The organism is Polaribacter sargassicola (assembly GCF_021991835.1).
Lineage (GTDB): Bacteria > Bacteroidota > Bacteroidia > Flavobacteriales > Flavobacteriaceae > Polaribacter > Polaribacter sargassicola.
Window position 1 is genome coordinate 339,113 of the sequence record NZ_JAHDAU010000003.1, and the last position, 21,674, is coordinate 360,786.

Sequence of the window (21,674 nt, forward strand, 5' to 3'; positions counted from 1 at the left end):
AAGTTTATATTTTAGAAAAAATAATTTTTTCTGATTGTTTAGCTACCATTTTACCATAAAACTCTTTTAGAGCTCCGTAATACTGAGGTATTATAACTGCTTTATTAATTTGTAAAGTTGAAATCACCTGAATTACAGATCCTTTTTGAGTGATTTCATATTTAAAAACAGCCAGATTATCTGGTAAACCTATTGCTATTGTTTCTGGTAGTTTTTCTACCTTATATCCTGCTGGTATAGTTATAGATACATTGTTTTTATTTTTCCATGGAGTAGCAAAATCTACAGGAAATTTTCTATCTTCTAACTTAAAAGGATTTGTATGAGATGTTAAAAATAACAAAGGTTCTATATATAGTTTACCATTTATTTCTTCTACTAAATCTTCGCTACTTAATTGTAAAATTCTTAAAATAGGCTTAGAGATATCTAAACTATTATTAACTCTAAAACCATCTATTTCTATATTATAATTTTCTTCTAATTGGGTAATTACACTTTCTTCTTTAAGGTGATTATAATCTTTTCTATAACTTAAAGCACTATAATCTTTAAACTTAGACCTCATTATACCTTCAGCAATTAAGTCTTCAGAAATTTTTACCGATAAGTTATTATCTTCTTCTGCGTATATAGATGTATTAAGACTTACCCAAGAAGAATTACCTTCTTTAGTAACTTTTCTTCCATTCCAATTTAAGGTTCTTTCTGGTAATGTATTTGGCAAACTAAAAGGTTCTGTTGCATCTAATAACACATAACTTCCATTATTAAACTCTACCATAGAAATTACATAATTAAACCCATCTAAAGTAGGAAAAACCGGCACTCCATTTGCTCTAGTACTTACAAGAACAGGATTGGCTTCTAAACCTGCAAAACGCAACATAGATGTTAACATTAAATTTATTTCTGCAACATTACCAACTCTATCTTTAAATGCTTTTCTAACACCTACATCTGTATATTTACTATTGTAACCATTCCATTTTACTTTACCTTTAACAAAATTTAAAATAGCTATAATTTTTTGTGAGTCTGAACTAACTGTTGCCAATATTTCTTCTAACTCATCTTTATAATAACCTGTTTTATTTAATTCTGCACCAAAACTAGATGTCTTAAAAATTTTCTTACTAACATCTTCCCATGAATTAGAGTATGTTGTAACATCTCCACCTATTCTTAAAAAATCTTCTTGAGTTAGCTCAAATTTCATGCTACCTCTATAATTATCTATATTACTTACATATGGTTCATTATCTTTTAATGCAGGTATATTATCTCCATTAAAAGTAAAAACATCTACCCTAAAATCTGTATCACCAACTTTTCCGGTTTTAGATTCTTGCTGCATTGGTATTGTGTAATACCCTTTACTTCTTTTATTAAAAATATAAAATTCTGGAATTTCTACTCGGTAATCTAAACTTTTAACCGGTATACCAAACTGAAATTGCAAATCGTTTATAGAACTAGTATAAGGAGAAGTTAAAGTATATTTTAATTCTATTACGCAGCCTTCTGTTATATTGGGCATTGTAATTTTTTTTATACTATAATACTTATTTTTATTTTCTTCGAAAATACTTTTTTTAGTAAGTTTTTCTTTCTCTACTTTATTATCAACTAAAAAATAAGTGTAACCTTTTATAGAATTTACAGTTTGTGGTTCTCCATTTTCTGGGTCATAATAAGCAACAGATTTTGTTGCCTGATTAAAACCTTCTTTTGTATAAATTTTAATTCTTTCGTGAATTTCTGTTGTTAACTGGAAGCCCCTATTAGATATATACATATAATAAGTTCTTCTTTTTCTAAATAAATAAGCAGCATCGGCCGTAGAATCTAAAGGATAAAATTTTTCTTCTATTTCCTCTTTAGAGACCTTACCGAATTTATGATCTTGTGCTAAAATTGATAATTGACTTAATAATAATAGTAATAGTGTAATTTTTTTCATGCTTATTTATTTTTTACGACTGCAATTCTTAAATTTTCTGATTTAGAAATACTTCTTCTAAAATTTCTGTATAGTTTATAATCTTCTTTTGAATAAACCCCTGCTTTTATTAGCATTATTTTTTTATACTTAAACGTAGTATCATTTACTTTAGTAAAAGTTACTTTATAACTACCAAATTTTGTGTTAAGTATTTTTTCTGAAGGCAAAACAGTTAATGAATAGTCTTTAGGTATTATAATTTCATATTCATCTACATCTTTATAACCTCTAGAAATTTTTAGAGGTAATTTTCTAGTTCTGTATCTTTTAGGCACAAAACTATTTTTATTAAAAACATTTACCCTAAATAAATATTCTTGTTCATTAACAGAAGCATAATTTTTAATTGAGGCTTGTACGTCTTCTGTAAAAGAAACTTTGTCTTTATCATTTAATAAATTAACAGATTCTATTTCTAAATTATTATTGTAGCTCCAAACGTTAGATTTATAATTTTTTATTAAATCTTCTTCATTAAAAGTGTCGTAATAAGAAACCGCATCGTATTGAAGGCCTTTAGAAACCATTTTTAAACTAGCCTTTAAGCTTCCGTCTGCTTCTAATTGTATTACAGCTTTAGATTCTTTTAAATTTGTATCATCTTTATATGCTGGTGTTCTTTTAACAATACCTCCTTCAGGTGTAATAACCAATACATTTCTATCGTCTGTAAAATCACCTAAAAAACCAAAAGGTATTGTTTGGCTTGTACATTCTAACCAAATATCATTTCCTTTATTAGGTATATTTAAAATTACATGATTTCCTTGCATACCAAAAAAATCTTTCTCTATATTTCTTTGATCCTCTCCTGCCCAAATAACCGAATAATGAGATTCTACACCAACAGCATCTAATAACGCTTTTGTGTAATTTGTTAAACCTTTACAGTCTCCGTAACCTACCTTATCTACTTCTGTAGCAGGTATTGGCATCCAACCACCTATACCTTCTTGTACACTTATATATCTTGTTTTATTTTGCATGTACTTGTACACAATTTTTGCTTTTTCAACAGGGTCTGTAACACCTTTAACAAGACTTATTACGTGTTGTTTAACCTCATCGGGTAAATTATCATTACCATTTTTTAAATAATCATAACGCCATTTACCAAACTCACTCCAATCATTTGCTTTTCCTTTTATTTTCTTTAAAGTAAACTCATTTACACCAACTAATAACCAAGGCATAATATCAGAAAATAAAGGTGCATTACTCTCATACTCCACCACTTTTTGATTATTCATTGTATAATTTATCTCAAATTCTGTTGAAGTATTTTCTACAGAATATGAATTAAAATTATTCTCTTTTTTTCTGATTTTAAAATGGTTAGGATTGTATACTTTGTAGTTACTTTTTTCTACTGATAAAAAATATCCATTAATTGGATACCAACTAGGTATAAAACCTGTTGATGTTGTTTTGTATTCTGATTCGAAAACAACTGTATAAGGATATGATATGGGCGTAAAATCTATATATTTTACTCTAGAATCTGAATACAGAGTACCGCCATCTACAGCACTAACATCTAAAAAGTCGTTTCTAGAATATTTATTTATTTTAGTACCAAAAGCATCATAAATTACTGCAGATAGTTTTGTTATTTTGGTATCATCATCATAACTTTCTTGCATAGAAGCATAGCTATTACCTAACTTATTTAAAACGGTAACAACTTTTCTTCTTGCCACAACCATTTCATCTACATCTGCAATCGTAATTTCTGTAGAATTATCTCTAATTACTGCATTTGCATTTTCTTTTAATGATGGTGGTATTAGTAAAGCTGAAAGGTTTATCTCTTGTGAAATACTTAAAAAAGGTAGAAATAAAAAAAATAGTTTGGGGGTAAGATTTTTGATCATGTTAATTATTAAAAGTCCCCACAATATAAAAAAGAAACCCAAAACATTAAATGTTTTGGGTTTCTTTTTATTTAAAATTTATTAAACTAAATAATTTATGCTTTTGTTTTTACAACAAAAGAAAATTCTATAATATCATCTATAAATTTATCTTTTAAATTTTCGAAGAAAGATTTAGAACCATATTTTACGTTAAAATCTGCTCTGTTAACATTAAATGTTTCACTTGCAAAAGTAGTTACACCATTTTCTGTAGTAACAGTTGCTGGTATAGTTATGCTTTTAGTTACATCTTTAATTGTTAAATTACCTGTAACAGCCAATTTACCTTCTGTTTCTTCTACAGAAGTAATTACAAATTTAGACGTTGGATAAACTTCTACATCAAAAAAATCTGCATTAGTTAAATGTCCTACTAATTTACCATTTCCACCATTATCTGCAGGAATATCTAAAACTTTAATAGACTTCATATCTACAACAAACTGACCGCTAACTAATTTACCTTCTTCAACTAAAATAGTTCCACTTTCTAAAGCTACAGTTCCGTTATGTGCGCCACCAGGTTTTGAACCTTTCCAGTTTAAAACAGAAATAGATGTATCTACATTATTTAAATCTACTTTTTTATCTTCTACTTTTACAGCTTCTTTAACTGCTACTTCTTCTTTTTTTTCACTTTTACATGCAGTTAAAACTGATGCTACTAATACTAATGATAAAACTATTTTTTTCATTTTTATTGGATTTAGTTATTTTTCGATTTTTTATATTACAGGTCAAATATATACAAAATTATTTTCCTTGGAAACTATTATTTACTTTTTAAAATAAAATTAACAACATGTGCTGCTGCTTGCAAGCCAAAAGCTGCTGGCATGTAACTAATAGTACCATAATAAGATTTTTTAAAATTGGTACCATCTGTAATTTTAACACTTGCTGGTATTTGTACTTCATCAGAAAAAACAGCTTTTACACCTTTATCTACTTTGCGCTCTTTTAATCTTTTACGTAAAACCCTCGCCATTGTACAATTTTTTGTTTTGGCAATATCTCTTACTTTTATTTTTGTTGCATCTAATTTACCACCTGCACCCATAGAAGAAATTATTTTTACCTTTTTTCTTCTTGCTGCCACTATTAAATTTACTTTTGGTGTAATACTGTCTATGCAATCTAGTACATAATCAAACTCTTTAGAAACAATTTCATAAGCTCTTTCTGGCGATAAAAATTCTTGTAAAACTGTTAATTCTATTTCTGGATTAATGTCTTTTAATCGATCTTTTAAAACAGCTACTTTTGCTTTTCCTATGGTAGAATTTAATGCTGGTAATTGTCTGTTTTTATTAGTTTCATCAAAAACATCACCATCTACAATAGTCATTTTATTTACACCTGCTCTTGCTATAAATTCTGCAGCATAAGAGCCAACACCACCTAAACCAACTACTAAAATATTGGCATTTTGTAATTTTTTTAATCCTTCTTCTTGGACTAATAACTGGGTACGTTCTAACCAACTCATTATATAAAAATAGTATTAAAATTTTGCTTTATTTCTTGTTGAAGTTCATCAATATTTATTTTTCTTATTGATGCTGCTTTTTTATAAACTTCTTCAATTGCAACTTCATTATCATCGGTTTCTAATAAAATAGATGCTAAAGGTAATTCTAAAAAAGTTTCTTGTAATTTTTTATTGGCAATAATAGCTGCTCCAAATGAAAGTAATATTCCGTTTTTTACACAACTTTCTGCCAATTGAATACTCTTATTAAATCCGTGTAAAATCCAAACTTGTTTGGGTTTCATTTCTTTTTTAAGTGCTATAATTTCTTGATGTGCTTTTACGCAATGTATAATTAATGGCTTTTGATACTTTTCTGAAAGTTGAATTTGTTTGATAAGCACTTCTTTTTGCAACTCAAAATTAACATCAGTTAATTTATCTAATCCGCATTCTCCTAAAGCAAAACAATTTTTAGACTGTAGTTTATCTTCTAAAATAGACAATTGATTACCTAATTGTTCTTTTTTGATAAACCAAGGATGTATGCCTATTGAAAATGGTTTAGAAAAATCTTTAGAGTCTGGATAAGTATTTACGATTGAAAATACTTTTTTTCTTTCAGAAAAAGCATGTGTATGAACATCAATAAAAACCATTAAAAATTACTCTTTATTCTTAGAATCTATAATAATTGTAACAGGTCCGTCATTTAGCAATTCTACTTTCATATCTGCACCAAACTGACCTGTTTGTACTGTTTTGCCTAATTGATTTTCTAATGTTTTTACAAACTTTTCGTATAAAGGAATAGCCACATCTGGCTTTGCGGCTTTAATATAACTTGGTCTGTTTCCTTTTTTTGTTGATGCTTGTAATGTAAACTGACTTACCACAATTACTTCTCCATTAATTTCTAAAAGAGAATTATTCATTACTCCTTTATCATCATTAAAAATACGAAGGTTTAAGATTTTACGAACCAACCAATCTATATCTTCTTGTGTATCTTCATTTACAATACCTAATAAAACTAAAAGCCCAGATTTAATACCTGCAACTTTTTTTTGATTGATGGTAACACTTGCTTTAGAAACTCTCTGTATAACAATTTTCATAATTATTCATTATCTTCTTCGTTCCAAATATCTGTTCTATAATGTTCTGTTTCGTCTTCTCCTTCTATAATTTGCAAGTAACTTTTATAACGAGACCAAGAAATTTCTTCGGTTTCTAAGGCTTCTTTAACCGCACATTGTGGTTCTTTTAAATGCAAACAATTGTTAAATTTACAATGCTGTTTCATTTCAAAAAACTCAGGAAAATAATCGCCCAGCTCATATTTATCAATATCTACAATTCCAAAACCTTTAATACCTGGTGTATCTATAATTCTGGCATCAAAACTTAAATCGAACATTTCTGCAAAGGTTGTTGTATGTTGTCCTTGTTTGTGTTGATCAGAAATTTCTTTCGTTTTTAAATCTAAAGTAGGTTCTACTGCATTTACTAAAGTAGATTTACCAACGCCAGAATGCCCAACAAACATAGATGTTTTGCCTAGCATCATTTCTTTTATTTTATCTACGTTTTTATTTTCTGTTGCAGAAACCTCTACACACCTATAACCAATGGCTTCGTATATATCTTTTAGGTATAAAATTTCTGCTCTTTGCTCAATTTCATAAGCATCAATTTTATTAAAAACCAACACAGTATCTATTCTGTAAGCTCTTGTGGTTACTAAAAAACGATCTATAAAAGTGGTAAATGTTGGTGGATTATCTATGGTAATTAATAAGAAAACCAAGTCTAAATTGGCTGCTATAATATGTGTTTGTTTAGATAGGTTTACAGATTTACGAACAATATGGTTTTCTCTATCTAAAATTTTTTTGATAACACCAGTTTCTTCATCTCCCTTTTTTTCGATATCAAAAATCACTTTATCACCAACAGCAATAGGGTTGGTACTTTTTATACCTTTTATTCTGAATTTTCCTTTTATTCTACATTGATAAAAAACACCTTCTTCAGATTTTACTTGATACCAACTTCCGGTAGATTTGTATACGATTCCTGTCATTAATACAAAGATGCAGAATTAATTCTAAAAAGAGATACTCTGTAAACCTATTTTACTCCAATTATTATAGTCTACAAAAAAATCTCACATGTTTTTTAAGCATGTGAGATTTAAATAAATTTAAAATCTAATTATACTTAAAGATTTAAACCAATACGCATATGAAGTTCAAAATGTAATCCTTCATCAAAACTAGAAACGTTATTTCTAGTTTGTAAAAACTCAAAATAACCTAGACCTACACCTAGTTCATAATTAAATTTTGAACCTAAATTTCTTCTAATTCCCCATTTAGGTATAATTGCATAACTAACATCTGCTGTTTTACTTCTAAAATTAGATACTTCAAATAAATTAGACCTATAATTAAGTTTTATAGTAAAAAAATTAGCAGCATTATTATTTATATCACGTTTATTTTTAGCTCTTTTTTCTATATTGTAGTAAAAACGAGGTTCTAAAGATATTTCTGGAGCAATATAATAACCAACCTCTTGAAAAATTTCTGAGAATAAACCTATTTCAGTTCTTAATGCTAACGCTTTATCTATTTTAGTTTCATTATTAACCCAGAGTCCTACGGTACCTATCTGAACGGTATTGACTGATTTTTTTAAGTAACTTGTCTCTTGACAAAAACATTTAAGAGAAACAAATACTAATATTACGATAATTGTTTTTTTCATAGTATAAGCATTAATTATCTAAAATCACTTAATACTTATTTCCTTTATAAAACTATTGAAGAAATCTGTAAATTATATTTTTTCAACTCAATTAACTAAATAGAGTTTATAAATACATTAGTATTTTGACTTTAATACAAAGATAAGAATATATTACGAATTTAAATTAAAAATCCTTCAAGTATTAAAACTTGAAGGATTTGTATTTTAATGAACTTACTTTTGAGGTTAGCTCTACGCGTTAAGGATTGAGTGGTTTGTTTGAGCTCTTTTTGTTTTTTTACAAAAAAGCGAGTAACGAAAGCCTGACCCTTGTGGTAACGCCCAAAAATTATGCGTTGATAATTTTTTCTTGATGATTGATAGATTCTTGGTGAATTGCTTTAAACATTTTTAAAACAAACTCTTCACTTAAACCTCTATTACTACCTTCTAAAACCATGTTTCCTAAAATCTCGTTCCAACGGCGTGATTGTAAAACAGCAACATTTTGATCTTTTTTTAATTGACCAATTTGGTCTGCTACTTTCATACGTTTTCCTAACAAATCTATTAATTGATCATCTACAACGTTAATTTGAGCTCTTAAACTTTCTAAAGGTTCTCTGTAACTTACTGCTGTTTCTGTTTCTTTTTTAATTTTTAAATCTTCCATAATCTGCTTTAAAGTAGTTGGTGTTACTTGTTGTGCAGCATCTGACCAAGCGTTTTCTGGATCAAAATGAGTTTCAATCATTAATCCATCAAAATTTAAATCTAAAGCAGTTTGAGAAACTTCTTGAATCATTTCTCTATTACCTGTAATATGAGAAGGATCGCAAATTAATGGTAAATCTGGAAATTTATTTTGAAACTCAATAGCTAATTGCCATTCTGGAATGTTTCTATATTTAGATTTTTCGTATGTTGAAAACCCTCTATGTATTGCTCCTAAGTTTTTGATTCCTGCAGTATATAATCTTTCTATACCTCCTAACCATAAAGCTAAATCTGGATTTACTGGGTTTTTAACCAATACAATTTTATCTGTACCTTGCAAAGCATCTGCAATTTCTTGCATAATAAATGGTGATACTGTAGAACGTGCACCAATCCACAATAAATCTACATCGTACTCTAAAGCTAATTTTACGTGAGCTGCATTAGCAACTTCTGTACAGGTTTTCATGCCTGTTTCTTCTTTTACTTTTTGTAACCATTTTAAACCTAAAGCTCCTACTCCTTCAAAATTACCTGGTCTTGTTCTTGGTTTCCAGATACCTGCTCTAAAATAATTTACATCAGAATCTTTTAATTCGTGTGCAATTTTTAAAACCTGCTCTTCGGTTTCTGCACTACAAGGCCCTGCTATTACTAGTGGATGTGGCAAATTCATATCATCCAACCATGTTCTTAATTCTTTTGTATTCTTCATTTTTCTACTTATTGTGGCTTTTTATTTTATGCCGTTTAAAATTTTCTTTATATAATTTGTATTCTCCATTTCGTTAAAAATATCAGAGAAATCATCTTTTTGCATCAACTCTTTAAAATGTTGTAAATTGTTAATGTATTCTTCTAAAGATTCTATTACGTTTTCTTTATTTTGTTTAAAAATTGGTGTCCACATTGCTGGCGAACTTTTTGCCAAACGCACTGTAGATGCAAAACCAGAACCTGCCATATCAAAAATATCGCGTTCATTTTTTTCTTTATCTATTACTGTTTTACCCAACATAAATGAACTTATGTGAGATAAGTGCGAAACATACGCAATATGCTTGTCATGCGAAACCGGATCCATATAACGAATACGCATTCCAATAGCTCTAAAAAGGTCTAAAGCTTTCTCTTGAAGCTTAAAAGTTGTTTTTTCTACTTCGCAAATAATATTCGTTTTTCCAACGTATAAGCCGGATATTGCTGCTTTGGGTCCAGAATTTTCTGTACCTGCTATTGGATGAGCTGCTAAAAAGTTTCGTCTATTTTTATGATGTTCAACTGCTTTACAAATTGCACTTTTTGTAGAACCAGTGTCAACTACAAGTGTATTTTCAGAAATTTTATCTAACACAGTAGGTAGTAATTTTTCTGTAGCATCAACAGGTATAGATATAACAACCATGTCTGCATTTTGCACATCATCTAAAACAGCCTTTTCTTCAATTACTCCTAATTTTAACGCTTCGTCTAAATTAGTTTCGTTAGCATCAATTCCGTGAATTATAACCTCTGGATATTTATTTTTTATATCTATAGCAAAACTACCGCCTATTAAACCAACACCAATAAAAAATATATTTTTCATAATTTATAGTCTTGATATTGCTTCTTTAATTACATCTGTTGTTACACATAATGAAAACCTGATGTAGCCTTCTCCTTGAGAACCAAAAATTGTACCTGGTGTTATAAAAATATCGTTATCATACAATACAGCATCTGTAACTTCTTCAGATTTTTTTCCTGCTGGTATTTTGGCCCAAACAAATAATCCTGTGGCATTTTTACTATAAGTTGCATTTAACTTATCTGCTAATTGCCAGATTAATTTTCTACGTTCTTCGTAAATTTTATTTTGATCAGAAAACCAATCATCAGATAATTGTAATGCTTCTATAGCTCCTTTTTGAATTCCGTAAAACATACCAGAATCCATATTAGATTTTACTTTTAAAACTTCGTTTATATAAGTTGCATTACCTAACAGCATACCAACTCGCCAACCTGCCATATTAAAAGTTTTACTCAAAGAGTTTAACTCTAAAGCAATGTCTTTTGCGCCTTCTACTTGTAAAATACTTATAGGATTGTCATTTAAAATAAAACTATAAGGATTATCATTTATAATTAAAATATTGTGCTTTTTTCCAAATTCTACCAACTTTTTAAAAGTTGCTAAAGTTGCATCTGTACCTGTTGGCATGTGCGGATAATTAATCCACATAATTTTTACATTAGATAAATCTTGATTTTCTAATTCTGTAAAATTTGGTTGCCAATTTGTTGCGTCGCTTAAATTATAAAATAACGGTTCTGCACCCACTAATTTTGTAACTGATGTATAAGTTGGATAACCTGGATTTGGAATTAAAACTTTATCGCCTTCGTTTAAAAAAGCCATAGAAATATGCATAATTCCTTCTTTACTTCCCATTAAAGGTAAAATTTCATTTTCTGGATTTGATACAACAGAAAATTTGCTCTTATAAAAAGTAGAAATTGCATTTCTTAATTCTGGTAACCCTTGATATGATTGATATTTATGTGCACTTGCATCTCCCAAACTATTTTGGATTGCTTTTAAAACTTCTGTTGGTGGTTGCAAATCTGGAGAGCCAATTCCCATATTAATAATTGGTTTTCCTGCAGCCGCTAAACCTCTAACTTCTCTTAACTTTTTAGAGAAGTAGTATTCTTGCACTGTGTCTAATCTTTTGGCTGGTTGTATCATATCTTTGTTTAATAAATTCCTAAAATACCTTTAGGATAACTGTTTTATTTTCTACCGTTTTTATAAGTTCCTAAAATTTTAAATTCTTCCGCCATTATTTCCATAATTGCTTTTACTTTCTCATAATCTTTATAAGCCTCAAAAGTAACATCAACAAAAAATGAATATTTCCATGGAGTTTCTATTACTGGTAACGATTGTATTTTGGTTAAATTCATTTTACAATCACTTAATACATTTAAAATAGCAGCTAAACTTCCTCTTTTATGATCTAACTGAAATTTTAAAGAAGCTTTATTTACTTCTTCGTTAATTTTAGGTTTTTCTGTTTGTATAATTACAAATCTGGTAGCATTATCTTTTATGGTTTGCAGCTCATCTTCAATAACTTCTAAATCAAAAATTTCTGCGGCTATTTTTGGTGCAATTGCTGCAATACCTTGTAAATTTTCTTTTGATATTCTTTTAGCTACTTCTGCAGTATCTACATCTTCTACTAATTTAATATGCGGATGTTTTTTAAAAAACTCTTTACATTGTAGCAGTGCCATAGGGTGAGACCAAACTTCTTTTATATCTTCTATTGCTTGCCCTTTTAAAGCCATTAAATGATGATGAATATTTAAATACTCTTCATCTGTAATATGCAAATTATACTTATCAATCAACGCATAATTAGGTATTATAGAACCTGCAATTGTATTCTCTAAAGCCATTACACCTAAATTTGCAGATTTATTTAATAGGCTATCTACTAGCTCATCAAAAGACATGCATTCTTTTAATTGAATTGAGTTTCCATAAAAATTGCGTGCAACTTTATGATGATTTGAGCCTTCTGCTCCTTGTATGGCTATAATTTTTTTCATTTTATATCAAAAAAAAAGCCTCGAAAAAAATTCGAGACTTTATATTTTAGAAATGTTTATTAACAACATGATACAAAGTCTCTCCTCTTACTAAAAAAGTAAAAGTAAAAATAGAAACGAGTAAAATTGTTATTTAACATCTTAATTCTCTTTGTTTGAGTGACAAATCTAAAAATTAAATTAGTATAAAAAAATTATATCTGTTTTTTTCTAAAAAAATTGACAGATTATTAAAAAAATTACAATTTAATCAACCTGAGTTATGAATTCTTCTCACTAAATATAAGATTCAGTATAAAATTCTAAATTTTAAACCACTCTTTAACCAATTCTTTTTCAATTGGATCTACTGTTTTGTGTGTATAATCATTTTTAATTGCCTCATATTTATAATCTTTAGACCATTCTTCTATATTTAAAGAAAGTTCTTTTAAAGAATTACAAATAAAATTCAACTCTTCTGTTGTTACAGTTGGATGTACAGACAATCGTACCCAACCTGGTTTTTGAGTATTACAACCATGTAAAATTTCGTCTTTAATTTTATTTGATGTTTCTTGATCTACATTTAATAAAAAATGCCCGTAAGTTCCGGCACAAGAACAACCTCCTCTTGTTTGTATCCCAAATCTATCATTTAGTAGTTTTACTACTAAATTAAAGTGGTATTTTTCAAAATAGAAAGAAAAAATGCTTAGTCTTTCTTTATGGTTTGGCGCTAAAATTTTTACATCTTGTAATCCTTCTAGAGTTTCAAAAAGCACTTTGTTTATTTCTTCTTCTCTTTCTTTAATATTTTCTGTACTCATTTGCTCTTTCAATTGTATTGAAAGTGCAATTTTAATTGTTTGTAAGAAACCTGGCGTTCCGCCATCTTCTCTTGTTTCTACATCATCAAAATAATCATGTTGTCCCCAAGGATTTGTGTAACTTACAGTTCCTCCTCCTGGATTATCTGGAATAGTATTTTTGTATAATTTTTTATTAAAAATTAAAACTCCAGATGTACCTGGACCTCCTAAAAATTTATGAGGAGAAAAGAAAATTGCATCTAAATATTCTTCTTCAATTTCTGGATGCATATTTATATCTATGTAAGGCGCACTGCAGGCAAAATCTACAAAACACAAGCCATTATAACTATGTATTAATTTTGCAACTTCGTGATAAGGAGTTTTAATACCTGTTACATTAGAGCATGATGTTATAGAAGCTATTTTAATTTTTCTATCTTGATGTTTTTGAATACTTTTTTCGAATTCTTTTAAACATAACAATCCTTCATCATCACAAGGTACAACCTCTACATCTGCAATAGTTTCTAACCAAGAAGTTTGGTTAGAATGATGCTCCATATGTGTTACAAAAACAATTGGTTTTAATTCTTCTGGAACTGTTGTATGGTTTTTTAAATTTTCGGAAATCTTTAAACCTAAAATTCTTTGAAACTTATTTACAGCTCCTGTCATACCAGTACCTGCAGTTATTAATACATCATTATCATTTGCATTAACATGCTTTTTTATAATTTTTCTAGCTTCATGATACGCCAATGTCATTGCTGCACCAGAAGTAGATGTTTCTGTATGTGTATTTGCTACAAAAGGCCCGAACTGATTTAATATCTTATTTTCTATTGGAGCGTATAATCTTCCGCTTGCGGTCCAATCTGTATAGATTAATTTTTGTTCTCCGTAAGGAGATTGAAATGATTGATCTATACCTATAATATTTTCTCTAAATTGATTAAAATATTTTTCTAAATCTGACTTTACTGTACTTTCTTTTAATGAATTCATACCTTTTTAAAGTTTCAAAAATTTACTTTTTATTCTCTTTCTTAAAAACTTCTAAACCACATTCTAAAAAATTGGCATATTCGTTTACATCAGGCGTGTAACCAACTGCTTGGTTTAAAACTTTTGTTGCGTCTGAGTTTAACAACACATAATAGGGTTGCGAGTTTGTTTTAAAAAACTGTGTTTGATAATTTGCCCATTTATGTCCGTAATTCTTCAATTTTCTAGTTCCTCCGTTAATACGATTTACTAAAATCTGCTCTTCTTCTGGCAATGCTTTTTTATCATCTACATAAAGAGATATTAAAACATAATCGTTTCTTAAATAATTATCTATCTTCGGATTTGGCCAAACATGTTCTTCCATTTTTCTACAATTTACACAAGCATAACCTGTAAAATCTAGAATGATTGGTTTGTTAACTTTTTTGGCATATTCTATACCCGATTTTAAATCTTTAAAGCAATCTAAATTATTAGGACAATCGTTTGGATATATAAAACTGTAACCAACTGGTGGCGCTAAACCGCTAAGGATAGTTAATGGTGTAAATGTTTTTGTTTCTTTATTTACCATAAAACCAGACGCTAAATAAATAACAAAAGAAATGACTAAAATACCTCCTGCAATTCTTGCAAATGATAATTTTTTTATTGGTGAATCATGCGGGAATTTAATTTTACCTAATAAATACAACGCTAAACCTGCAAAAATTAAAATCCATAATGATAAGAAAGGTTCTATTTTTAAGATATTCCAATGTGCTACTAAATCTGCATTTGATAAAAACTTAAAAGCCAAAGCTAATTCTAAAAAACCTAAAATTACTTTTGTTGTATTTAACCAACCACCAGATTTTGGCAGAGCATTCATCATATTAGGAAACATTGCAAATAATGCAAAAGGTAATCCTAAAGAAACACCAAAACCTGCCATACCTGCTGTTAATTGCCAAGCACCGCCATCTGCTGTTAATGATCCTGCTAAAAGAGAACCTAAAATTGGTCCGGTACAAGAAAAAGATACAATTGCCAAGGTTAATGCCATAAAAAAGATACCTACAAAACCACCAGAAGTTTCCCCTTGTGTTGTTTTGTTTGTCCAACTAGCCGGTAGCGTTAATTCATAATATCCGAAGAAAGAAAAAGCAAAAAATACAAATACAATAAAAAAGATAATATTTAACCAAATATTGGTTGATATCTCATTTAAAATATCTGGATTTACAGAATCTAATAAGTGAAATGGAAGACTTAAAATAATATAAACAGCAAAAATAAAGAACCCATATAGTAAAGCTTTAGACACTCCTTCACCTTTATTTTGCCCATTTTTTTTGGTAAAAAAACTAACTGTTAAAGGTATCATTGGAAAAACACATGGAGTTAATAGCGCCAATAATCCTCCTAAAAAACCTAATCCAAAAATACTCCATAAAGATTTTTGGCCGTCTTGTATATCGGCTGCGTTACTTACAACTTCATTTTCGCATTTTATATCAGAAAAAGTTAAAGCATCTGTATCCATACCATAAAGAAGGTTATTAACAGACGAATTATCTACACTAGAATTTACTGGTAAATTATTTGTTTGAGCACCTTTATCTACTATAAAAGTAAAAGTTTCATCAATTTGAATACATGCCTCTTTACAAACTTGGCCTGTTAAATTTAAAGTTATTGCTGATAATTTATCAGATAATATTACCTTTTGTTTTAACCTTGCTTTTTTCTCAAAAAAGGTTTCCTCTACATCAAAAATATCACTAAATTTTTTAACTGTGTTACTTTCTTCTGCCTTACCTTCTAGTTGATAATTATCGTTCTCATTAGCTTTTTTAATAACAATTGGTAACGATCCTCCTTCTGCTGTATATTGAGAATATAAATGCCAATCTTGTTCTAATTCTGCATCTATTATTAAATAATATTCGTTATCAGAGATTTTTTCTACCGATGTACTCCAAGTAACAGGACTCAACATCTCATTCTGATTCTTAAAAACAGCATTTGCTTTTTTAGGAAGATTAAAAACTAGATCTATTTCTGTTGGTGGTAAACATTTAGAATCATCACAAACCATAAACTCTACAACACCATTAATAGTATTAACATTTGTAGTTGTTGTAATTTTTTGTTTAAAAATTGCTGAATCTTCAAAAAACTTAATTTCCATCCCAAAAACAGGATCATCTACAGTATGACCTTTTTCTTCTAACGTTTTATCTACTAACGAAAAGTTATTAGAATCATCATAAGTAAAAGTTGTTGGTATCGGCCCATCTTCTGGAACATTTTGAGAATATAAATGCCAACCTCTTTCTATAGTTGCTTTAGAAACTAATAAATATTCTGTTTCAGAAATTTTTTCTACGGATGTAGACCATTCAACCGGGTCTTCAATTTGAGAATAAAATGAGATTGTAAATACTAAAAAAAATAAACAAAAAAAGTGTTTCATCTTAAAAACTTTGAATAATGAGGGGTAGAAATTAGTATCCTTATGACACGTTACGAAAATATTAATTTAAAGTGATTTTAAAGCTTATTTTTTTCATAAATAACAACAAATAGTTTATTTATTAACAAAAAACACATTTTTGTTATAAAAAACGTATTTTTCGTCAAAGCTTTTTTAATATAAAATCTAATTTCTTATTTCTTTAAAAATTTAATCAACGGATTTATAAATGCATTAAATTTTTCTATATGTGGTAAATGGCCAACATTTTCTATTTCTACCAATTCTGCATTAGGTATTTTCTTTTGAGTTTCTTTACCTAATTTACCATACAATCCCATTGTTTTTCTAACTTCATCTGACACTAATGGTTTACCAAGTGCTGTTCTGTCTCTTGTACCAATAATTAATAATGTTGGGGCAGTTATATTTTTAAACTCATATACAACAGGTTGTGTAAAAATCATATCGTAAGTTAAAGCTGCATTCCATGCTATTTTTTTGTAATCAGAATTTAATGTCCAACCTGCTAATAAATTTACCCATTGGTCGTACTCTGGTTTCCATTTATTATCATAATAACTTACTAATTGGTATTTTTTAATACCGTCGTAACTCTTTTTTAGTTCGTTTTTATACCACCAATCTACAGATTGATATGGTACTTTTAATTTCCAATCTTCTAAACCTATCGGATTTTCTAAAATTAATTTTTTAGTCATTTCAGGGTACATTAGTGCAAAACGGGTAGCAATCATACCTCCCATTGAGTGTCCTAAAACAGCTGTTTCTGAAATTTCTAATTTGTCTAAAATTAGTTTTGTGTTTTTTGCTAATTGTTGAAAAGTATAATGAAAGTAATCTGGTTTTGTAGATTTACCAAAACCAATTTGATCTGGCACAATTACCCTAAAACCTTCTTTTGTTAAAGCATCTATTGTTGTTTTCCAGTAAGCACCATTAAAGTTTTTACCATGAATTAAAACAATATTTTCTCCATTATAATTAGCAGGCTTAATATCCATATAAGCCATTTTTAAATCTTGATTTTGTACTTTAAGATCTAGAACATGAACCGGAAATGGATATTGATAATTAGACAAATTAATATCTAACCATTGTAATTGATCATTTTGAGCATTGTTATACTGAAAAGCAAATATTGTTAAAAGCAGTATAATTATATTTTTTTTCATCTTTTATTTTGTTATCAAATTTCTAAAGCATAAAGGTAAGTTTTATATTTTTTTATCACTTTAATTTAAACGGTTTTAATATTCTTTTAACTCATTTTTTGCAATTAAAAGAGAATATAGATTAAAGAAAATACAGATATAAAAACCCATAAGCTTATTGCCAACAATATTGGTTTTATTCCTGTTGATTTTAAATCTTTTAATGAGATTGTAGCACCTACAAGAAATAAAGTTACCACTAATATTTTTTTAGCATAGTGTACAATTTCTAATGTTATTTCTGCTGCAATTATATGACAACTGTTTACTACTACTGCCAATATAAAAAGTAAAATAAAATATGGAACTTTAATTTTTTCTCCTTTTGTCTTAAAAATAAACATAGAAAAAAGAGACAAAGGAATTATCCAAAGTGTTCTAGACAGCTTTACAGTTGTTGCTATTTTTAAAGCTTCATCTCCATAAGTTAAGGCTGCACCAACCACAGAACTTGTATCGTGTATTGCAATTGCACACCACAACCCAAATTGGTTTTGAGACAAGTTTAATAAATGCCCTATTGAAGGAAAAACAAACAAAGCAATTGAGTTTAAAAGAAAAACTATACCTAAAGCAACACTTATCGGTTTTGTTTTTGCTTTTATAACCGGAGAAATTGCTGCAATAGCACTTCCGCCACAAATAGAGGTTCCGGATGTTATTAAATGTCCTAATTTTTTATCAACCTTAAATAATTTAGTTAATAAAAATCCCAAACTAATGGTTAAAAAAATAGAGAAAAAAGTAATACTAAAAGCATTCTTACTAGTTGTTAAGGTTTCTTTTAATTGCATACCAAAACCCAAACCTATTACAGCTATTTTTAAAAAATGATGTATGGCTTTATAACTGTAATTTTTATATGGATTTTTAAAAATTAAAGCAAATATAAAACCAAGAACTAAAGCTACAGAACTACTTACATAACCAAATAAAATAATGATTATAACTGAAAAAAAAGTAATTTTTGCGACTGCATTTTTCATATCGTTATTATTTAACGATACAAAACTAATTAGATAAAATAACTTTTAAGCAAACTAATAAATTGTTTGATATAACTAAAAGTTATAATTATTTAAAGTATATTTTTCAAAAAAACGCATTAAGTTAGATTGATATCCTGTTCTAGATACAAAATAAAACCATCTTTCTATAACTAAATCTTTAACATCTATTATTTTAAGCTTGTTGTTAATTAAATCTTCTGATATAGCATTTATAGAGATAAAAGCATAATTATCAGAATTTAAAAGATAATTCTTAATAGCTTCTGTACTATTTAAAGTTACAACCGTATTTAGTTTATAAATATTTTTATCTTTTAAATGTTGTAAAACAATTTCTTTAGTACCAGAACCAATTTCCCTCATAATTAAAGGTATTTCTTGTAAGATATCTAAAGTTATTAGTCCGTTTTTAAAACTGCTGTTTTTAGCATTTGTTACTAAAACAATTTCATCTTTAATAAACTTACTAAATTGCAATTTTCGGTTGGTGTTTTTACCTTCTATAATTCCGAAATTTAATTTCTGATTTAAAATAAGCTCCTCTATATCATCAGAATTACCTGCTATTATCTCAAACTTTGTTTTAGGAAATTGCATTCTAAATTTTGCAATAATTTTTGGCATTATATAGTTTGCCAAAGTTGTACTAACTCCAAAATTTATTATCTCTGGAAAAGTTTCTTTTTTATGCAAAAATTGATTTTCCATTTCTTGATAAATTTCTAAAATTTTATCAACATAAATCAAAAATGCTTTTCCCTCGCTTGTTAATTCTATCGAATTTCTTTTTCTTAAAAAAAATGTGGTTTTATATTTTTCTTCTAAATTTCTTATTGTTTTAGATATTGCTGGTTGCGAGACAAACAATTGTTCTGCTGCTTTTGTAAAACTTAGGTAGTTGGCAACTGTTTTAAATATAAGTAGCTTTGTATTCATCTGTTTATCTTTTTATAGCTAAATCAATCTAAAATTATTAATCCATAAAAAAATAAGATTGATTATTATCTAATCAATCTTATTTTAAACTTAAATGTTATTCTGATTTACTATTATCTACATCATTATTAAAATCGGAAACTACTTTTGTAATTACAGCATCAATTCTTTCTTGCTCTGTATTATACTTTGGCTCTAACCCTGTCTTTTCTGGAAATTGCTCTATAGTAACCGTTGTAGATGGAAATGCGAAATCTACACCTAATTCTTTTGCTAATTTTACAATTGCTATATGTAATCTATGTTTAGAAGATTGCTCTACACCCCAAGCTAAACTTTTAAAATAAACGTTAACCATTATTAAAAGTGCAGAATCACCAAAACCTGTAAACTCTACATTATAAGAATCTGATCTGGTTTCTGGATGCGCAATAATAATTTCTCTAACTCCTTTTACAAAAGCTTCTATTAACTCTGGCGGAGTATCGTAACGCAATCCTAAGTTGGTATTATAACGTCTAAATAAACGTAAACCTTTGTTATTTATAACCAACTCAGATAATCTACTATTTGGTATTTGATAAACAGAAGTATCTGCTGCTCTAACTTGTGTAGATCTAAATCCTACTTTTTCTACTGTACCAACAACTTCTCCTGCTTCAATCCAATCTTCTATATGAAAAGGTTTATCAAGAAAAATCATAATGGTACCAATCAAGTTTTTAACCGTGTCTTGAGATGCTAATGCAAAAGCCAAACCACCAATAGTTGCACCCGCAAGCATAGTTGTTGTATCTACACCAAAAAGCACCAATAATCTAAAAAAACCAACAATTAGTACTAAACCTGTAAAAAAACTATTTAAAATAGGTACTAATTGGTCATCTAATCTACCATGCGTTTTTTCTGTAAACTCAGCATAAATATGCATTATAACTTTTATGAATTTTAAAAAGACGTAAATCCAAAAAATTGTTTCTGCAATATTTAAAGCTAAAAATACCCACGTATTAATTTCTAAACCAAAATGTAAAGACGGAAATATTTTATCTACAAAAGATACTGCCACCAATAAACTGATTGGATGCGCTAATTTTTTTAAAACTGTATTAACTGCTAAATTGGTGTTTTTTGTAATTTGCTGTTGTATTTTACGTAAAAAATAAAAGGCAATTCTTTTAATTATTAAGAAAATAATATAAGCTAAAATTAGTATTATTAATAACCCAACAAATTGCCATAATTGCACACCTAAAACCTCTTTATGACCATACTGAGGAATAAATTTTTGTATTTTTTGAACATACCAAGGAAAAACCTCTTTATACAAATCGTCTATTTTAGCAACTGTTTCTGCAGAATAATACCAGTTATTACCTACCTTTTCTACATAAATTTGTGGCATTCTTTGCGGAAATAGCACATATTTATAAAAGCTAGAATAACCTATAGAATCTTTATAAGAAGGGTTTGTAGGTATTTTATTAACATCTACATACAAGCCTTTACCATCTAATACTTGTTTTATTTTAATTGCTTTATCTATTGCTTTATTTTCTGATAAACCTAAAATTGTTTTTGCTGCTTTTTTAGCATCATAAGAATCTGATTGTAAAAAATATAAATGAGTATATATTGTTCCATGCGGATTACTTAAATCTACTTTAACACTATCTATCTCTTGTGCTACAGCAAAAAATTGAACAAAAAATAATAACCATATAATTTTTTTCATTTCTAATAATTTAAAAATTCATGTACAAATTT

Annotated in this window: 18 protein-coding genes; all 18 read right to left on the reverse strand. The window is 28.3% G+C overall.

Annotation, left to right across the window (positions count from 1 at the left end):
- Positions 1-4: 4 nt before the first annotated feature.
- Positions 5-1,963 (reverse strand): DUF3858 domain-containing protein, encoded by a 1,959-nt coding sequence (locus KI686_RS07365; RefSeq protein WP_237588628.1) that lies wholly within the window; start codon positions 1,961-1,963, stop codon positions 5-7.
- 2 nt (positions 1,964-1,965) lie between these two features.
- Entirely contained in the window at positions 1,966-3,879 is a 1,914-nt protein-coding gene (locus tag KI686_RS07370) for a DUF3858 domain-containing protein (protein ID WP_237588629.1), read from the reverse strand.
- A gap of 95 nt (positions 3,880-3,974) precedes the next feature.
- Positions 3,975-4,616, reverse strand: coding sequence for a YceI family protein (locus KI686_RS07375; RefSeq protein WP_237588630.1), 642 nt, complete (start codon positions 4,614-4,616; stop codon positions 3,975-3,977).
- A 77-nt stretch (positions 4,617-4,693) separates the two neighbouring features.
- Positions 4,694-5,410, reverse strand: a complete 717-nt coding sequence (locus KI686_RS07380; RefSeq protein ID WP_237588631.1) for a tRNA threonylcarbamoyladenosine dehydratase — start codon at positions 5,408-5,410, stop codon at positions 4,694-4,696.
- The gene (locus tag KI686_RS07385) at positions 5,410-6,051 is read right to left on the reverse strand and encodes a TatD family hydrolase (protein WP_237588632.1); all 642 of its coding nucleotides are present in this window, start codon (positions 6,049-6,051) and stop codon (positions 5,410-5,412) included. The genes KI686_RS07380 and KI686_RS07385 overlap by 1 nt, the downstream gene beginning before the upstream one ends.
- Positions 6,052-6,057: 6 nt before the next feature.
- Positions 6,058-6,510 carry a D-aminoacyl-tRNA deacylase gene (gene dtd, locus KI686_RS07390; protein ID WP_237588633.1) on the reverse strand — a complete coding sequence of 151 codons (453 nt, stop codon included), beginning with the start codon at positions 6,508-6,510 and terminating at the stop codon, positions 6,058-6,060.
- A gap of 2 nt (positions 6,511-6,512) precedes the next feature.
- Positions 6,513-7,478 carry a ribosome small subunit-dependent GTPase A gene (rsgA, locus tag KI686_RS07395; RefSeq protein ID WP_237588634.1) on the reverse strand — a complete coding sequence of 322 codons (966 nt, stop codon included), beginning with the start codon at positions 7,476-7,478 and terminating at the stop codon, positions 6,513-6,515.
- A 137-nt stretch (positions 7,479-7,615) separates the two neighbouring features.
- Positions 7,616-8,164, reverse strand: coding sequence for a hypothetical protein (locus KI686_RS07400; protein ID WP_237588635.1), 549 nt, complete (start codon positions 8,162-8,164; stop codon positions 7,616-7,618).
- Between the two features lie 331 nt (positions 8,165-8,495).
- On the reverse strand, positions 8,496-9,578 hold the full coding sequence (locus KI686_RS07405) for a bifunctional 3-deoxy-7-phosphoheptulonate synthase/chorismate mutase type II (RefSeq protein ID WP_237588636.1): 1,083 nt from the start codon (positions 9,576-9,578) through the stop codon (positions 8,496-8,498).
- A 21-nt stretch (positions 9,579-9,599) separates the two neighbouring features.
- On the reverse strand, positions 9,600-10,451 hold the full coding sequence (locus KI686_RS07410) for a prephenate dehydrogenase (RefSeq protein WP_237588637.1): 852 nt from the start codon (positions 10,449-10,451) through the stop codon (positions 9,600-9,602).
- A gap of 3 nt (positions 10,452-10,454) precedes the next feature.
- On the reverse strand, positions 10,455-11,597 hold the full coding sequence (locus KI686_RS07415) for a pyridoxal phosphate-dependent aminotransferase (RefSeq protein ID WP_237588638.1): 1,143 nt from the start codon (positions 11,595-11,597) through the stop codon (positions 10,455-10,457).
- A gap of 44 nt (positions 11,598-11,641) precedes the next feature.
- Positions 11,642-12,466: a prephenate dehydratase gene (locus KI686_RS07420; protein ID WP_237588639.1), complete on the reverse strand. Its 825-nt coding sequence runs from the start codon at positions 12,464-12,466 to the stop codon at positions 11,642-11,644.
- A gap of 302 nt (positions 12,467-12,768) precedes the next feature.
- The gene (locus tag KI686_RS07425; RefSeq protein ID WP_237588640.1) at positions 12,769-14,265 is read right to left on the reverse strand and encodes an aminotransferase class V-fold PLP-dependent enzyme; all 1,497 of its coding nucleotides are present in this window, start codon (positions 14,263-14,265) and stop codon (positions 12,769-12,771) included.
- A gap of 22 nt (positions 14,266-14,287) precedes the next feature.
- A complete protein-coding gene (locus tag KI686_RS07430; RefSeq protein WP_237588641.1) occupies positions 14,288-16,726 on the reverse strand; it encodes a protein-disulfide reductase DsbD family protein in 2,439 nt (812 codons plus the stop codon).
- A 194-nt stretch (positions 16,727-16,920) separates the two neighbouring features.
- A complete protein-coding gene (locus KI686_RS07435) occupies positions 16,921-17,922 on the reverse strand; it encodes an alpha/beta fold hydrolase (protein ID WP_237588642.1) in 1,002 nt (333 codons plus the stop codon).
- A gap of 104 nt (positions 17,923-18,026) precedes the next feature.
- Entirely contained in the window at positions 18,027-18,947 is a 921-nt protein-coding gene (locus KI686_RS07440; RefSeq protein ID WP_237588643.1) for a YeiH family protein, read from the reverse strand.
- A gap of 75 nt (positions 18,948-19,022) precedes the next feature.
- Complete coding sequence (locus tag KI686_RS07445) at positions 19,023-19,907, reverse strand: LysR substrate-binding domain-containing protein (protein WP_237588644.1); 885 nt, start codon at positions 19,905-19,907, stop codon at positions 19,023-19,025.
- Between the two features lie 97 nt (positions 19,908-20,004).
- Positions 20,005-21,642, reverse strand: a complete 1,638-nt coding sequence (locus KI686_RS07450; RefSeq protein WP_237588645.1) for a mechanosensitive ion channel family protein — start codon at positions 21,640-21,642, stop codon at positions 20,005-20,007.
- Between the last annotated feature and the right edge of the window lie 32 nt (positions 21,643-21,674).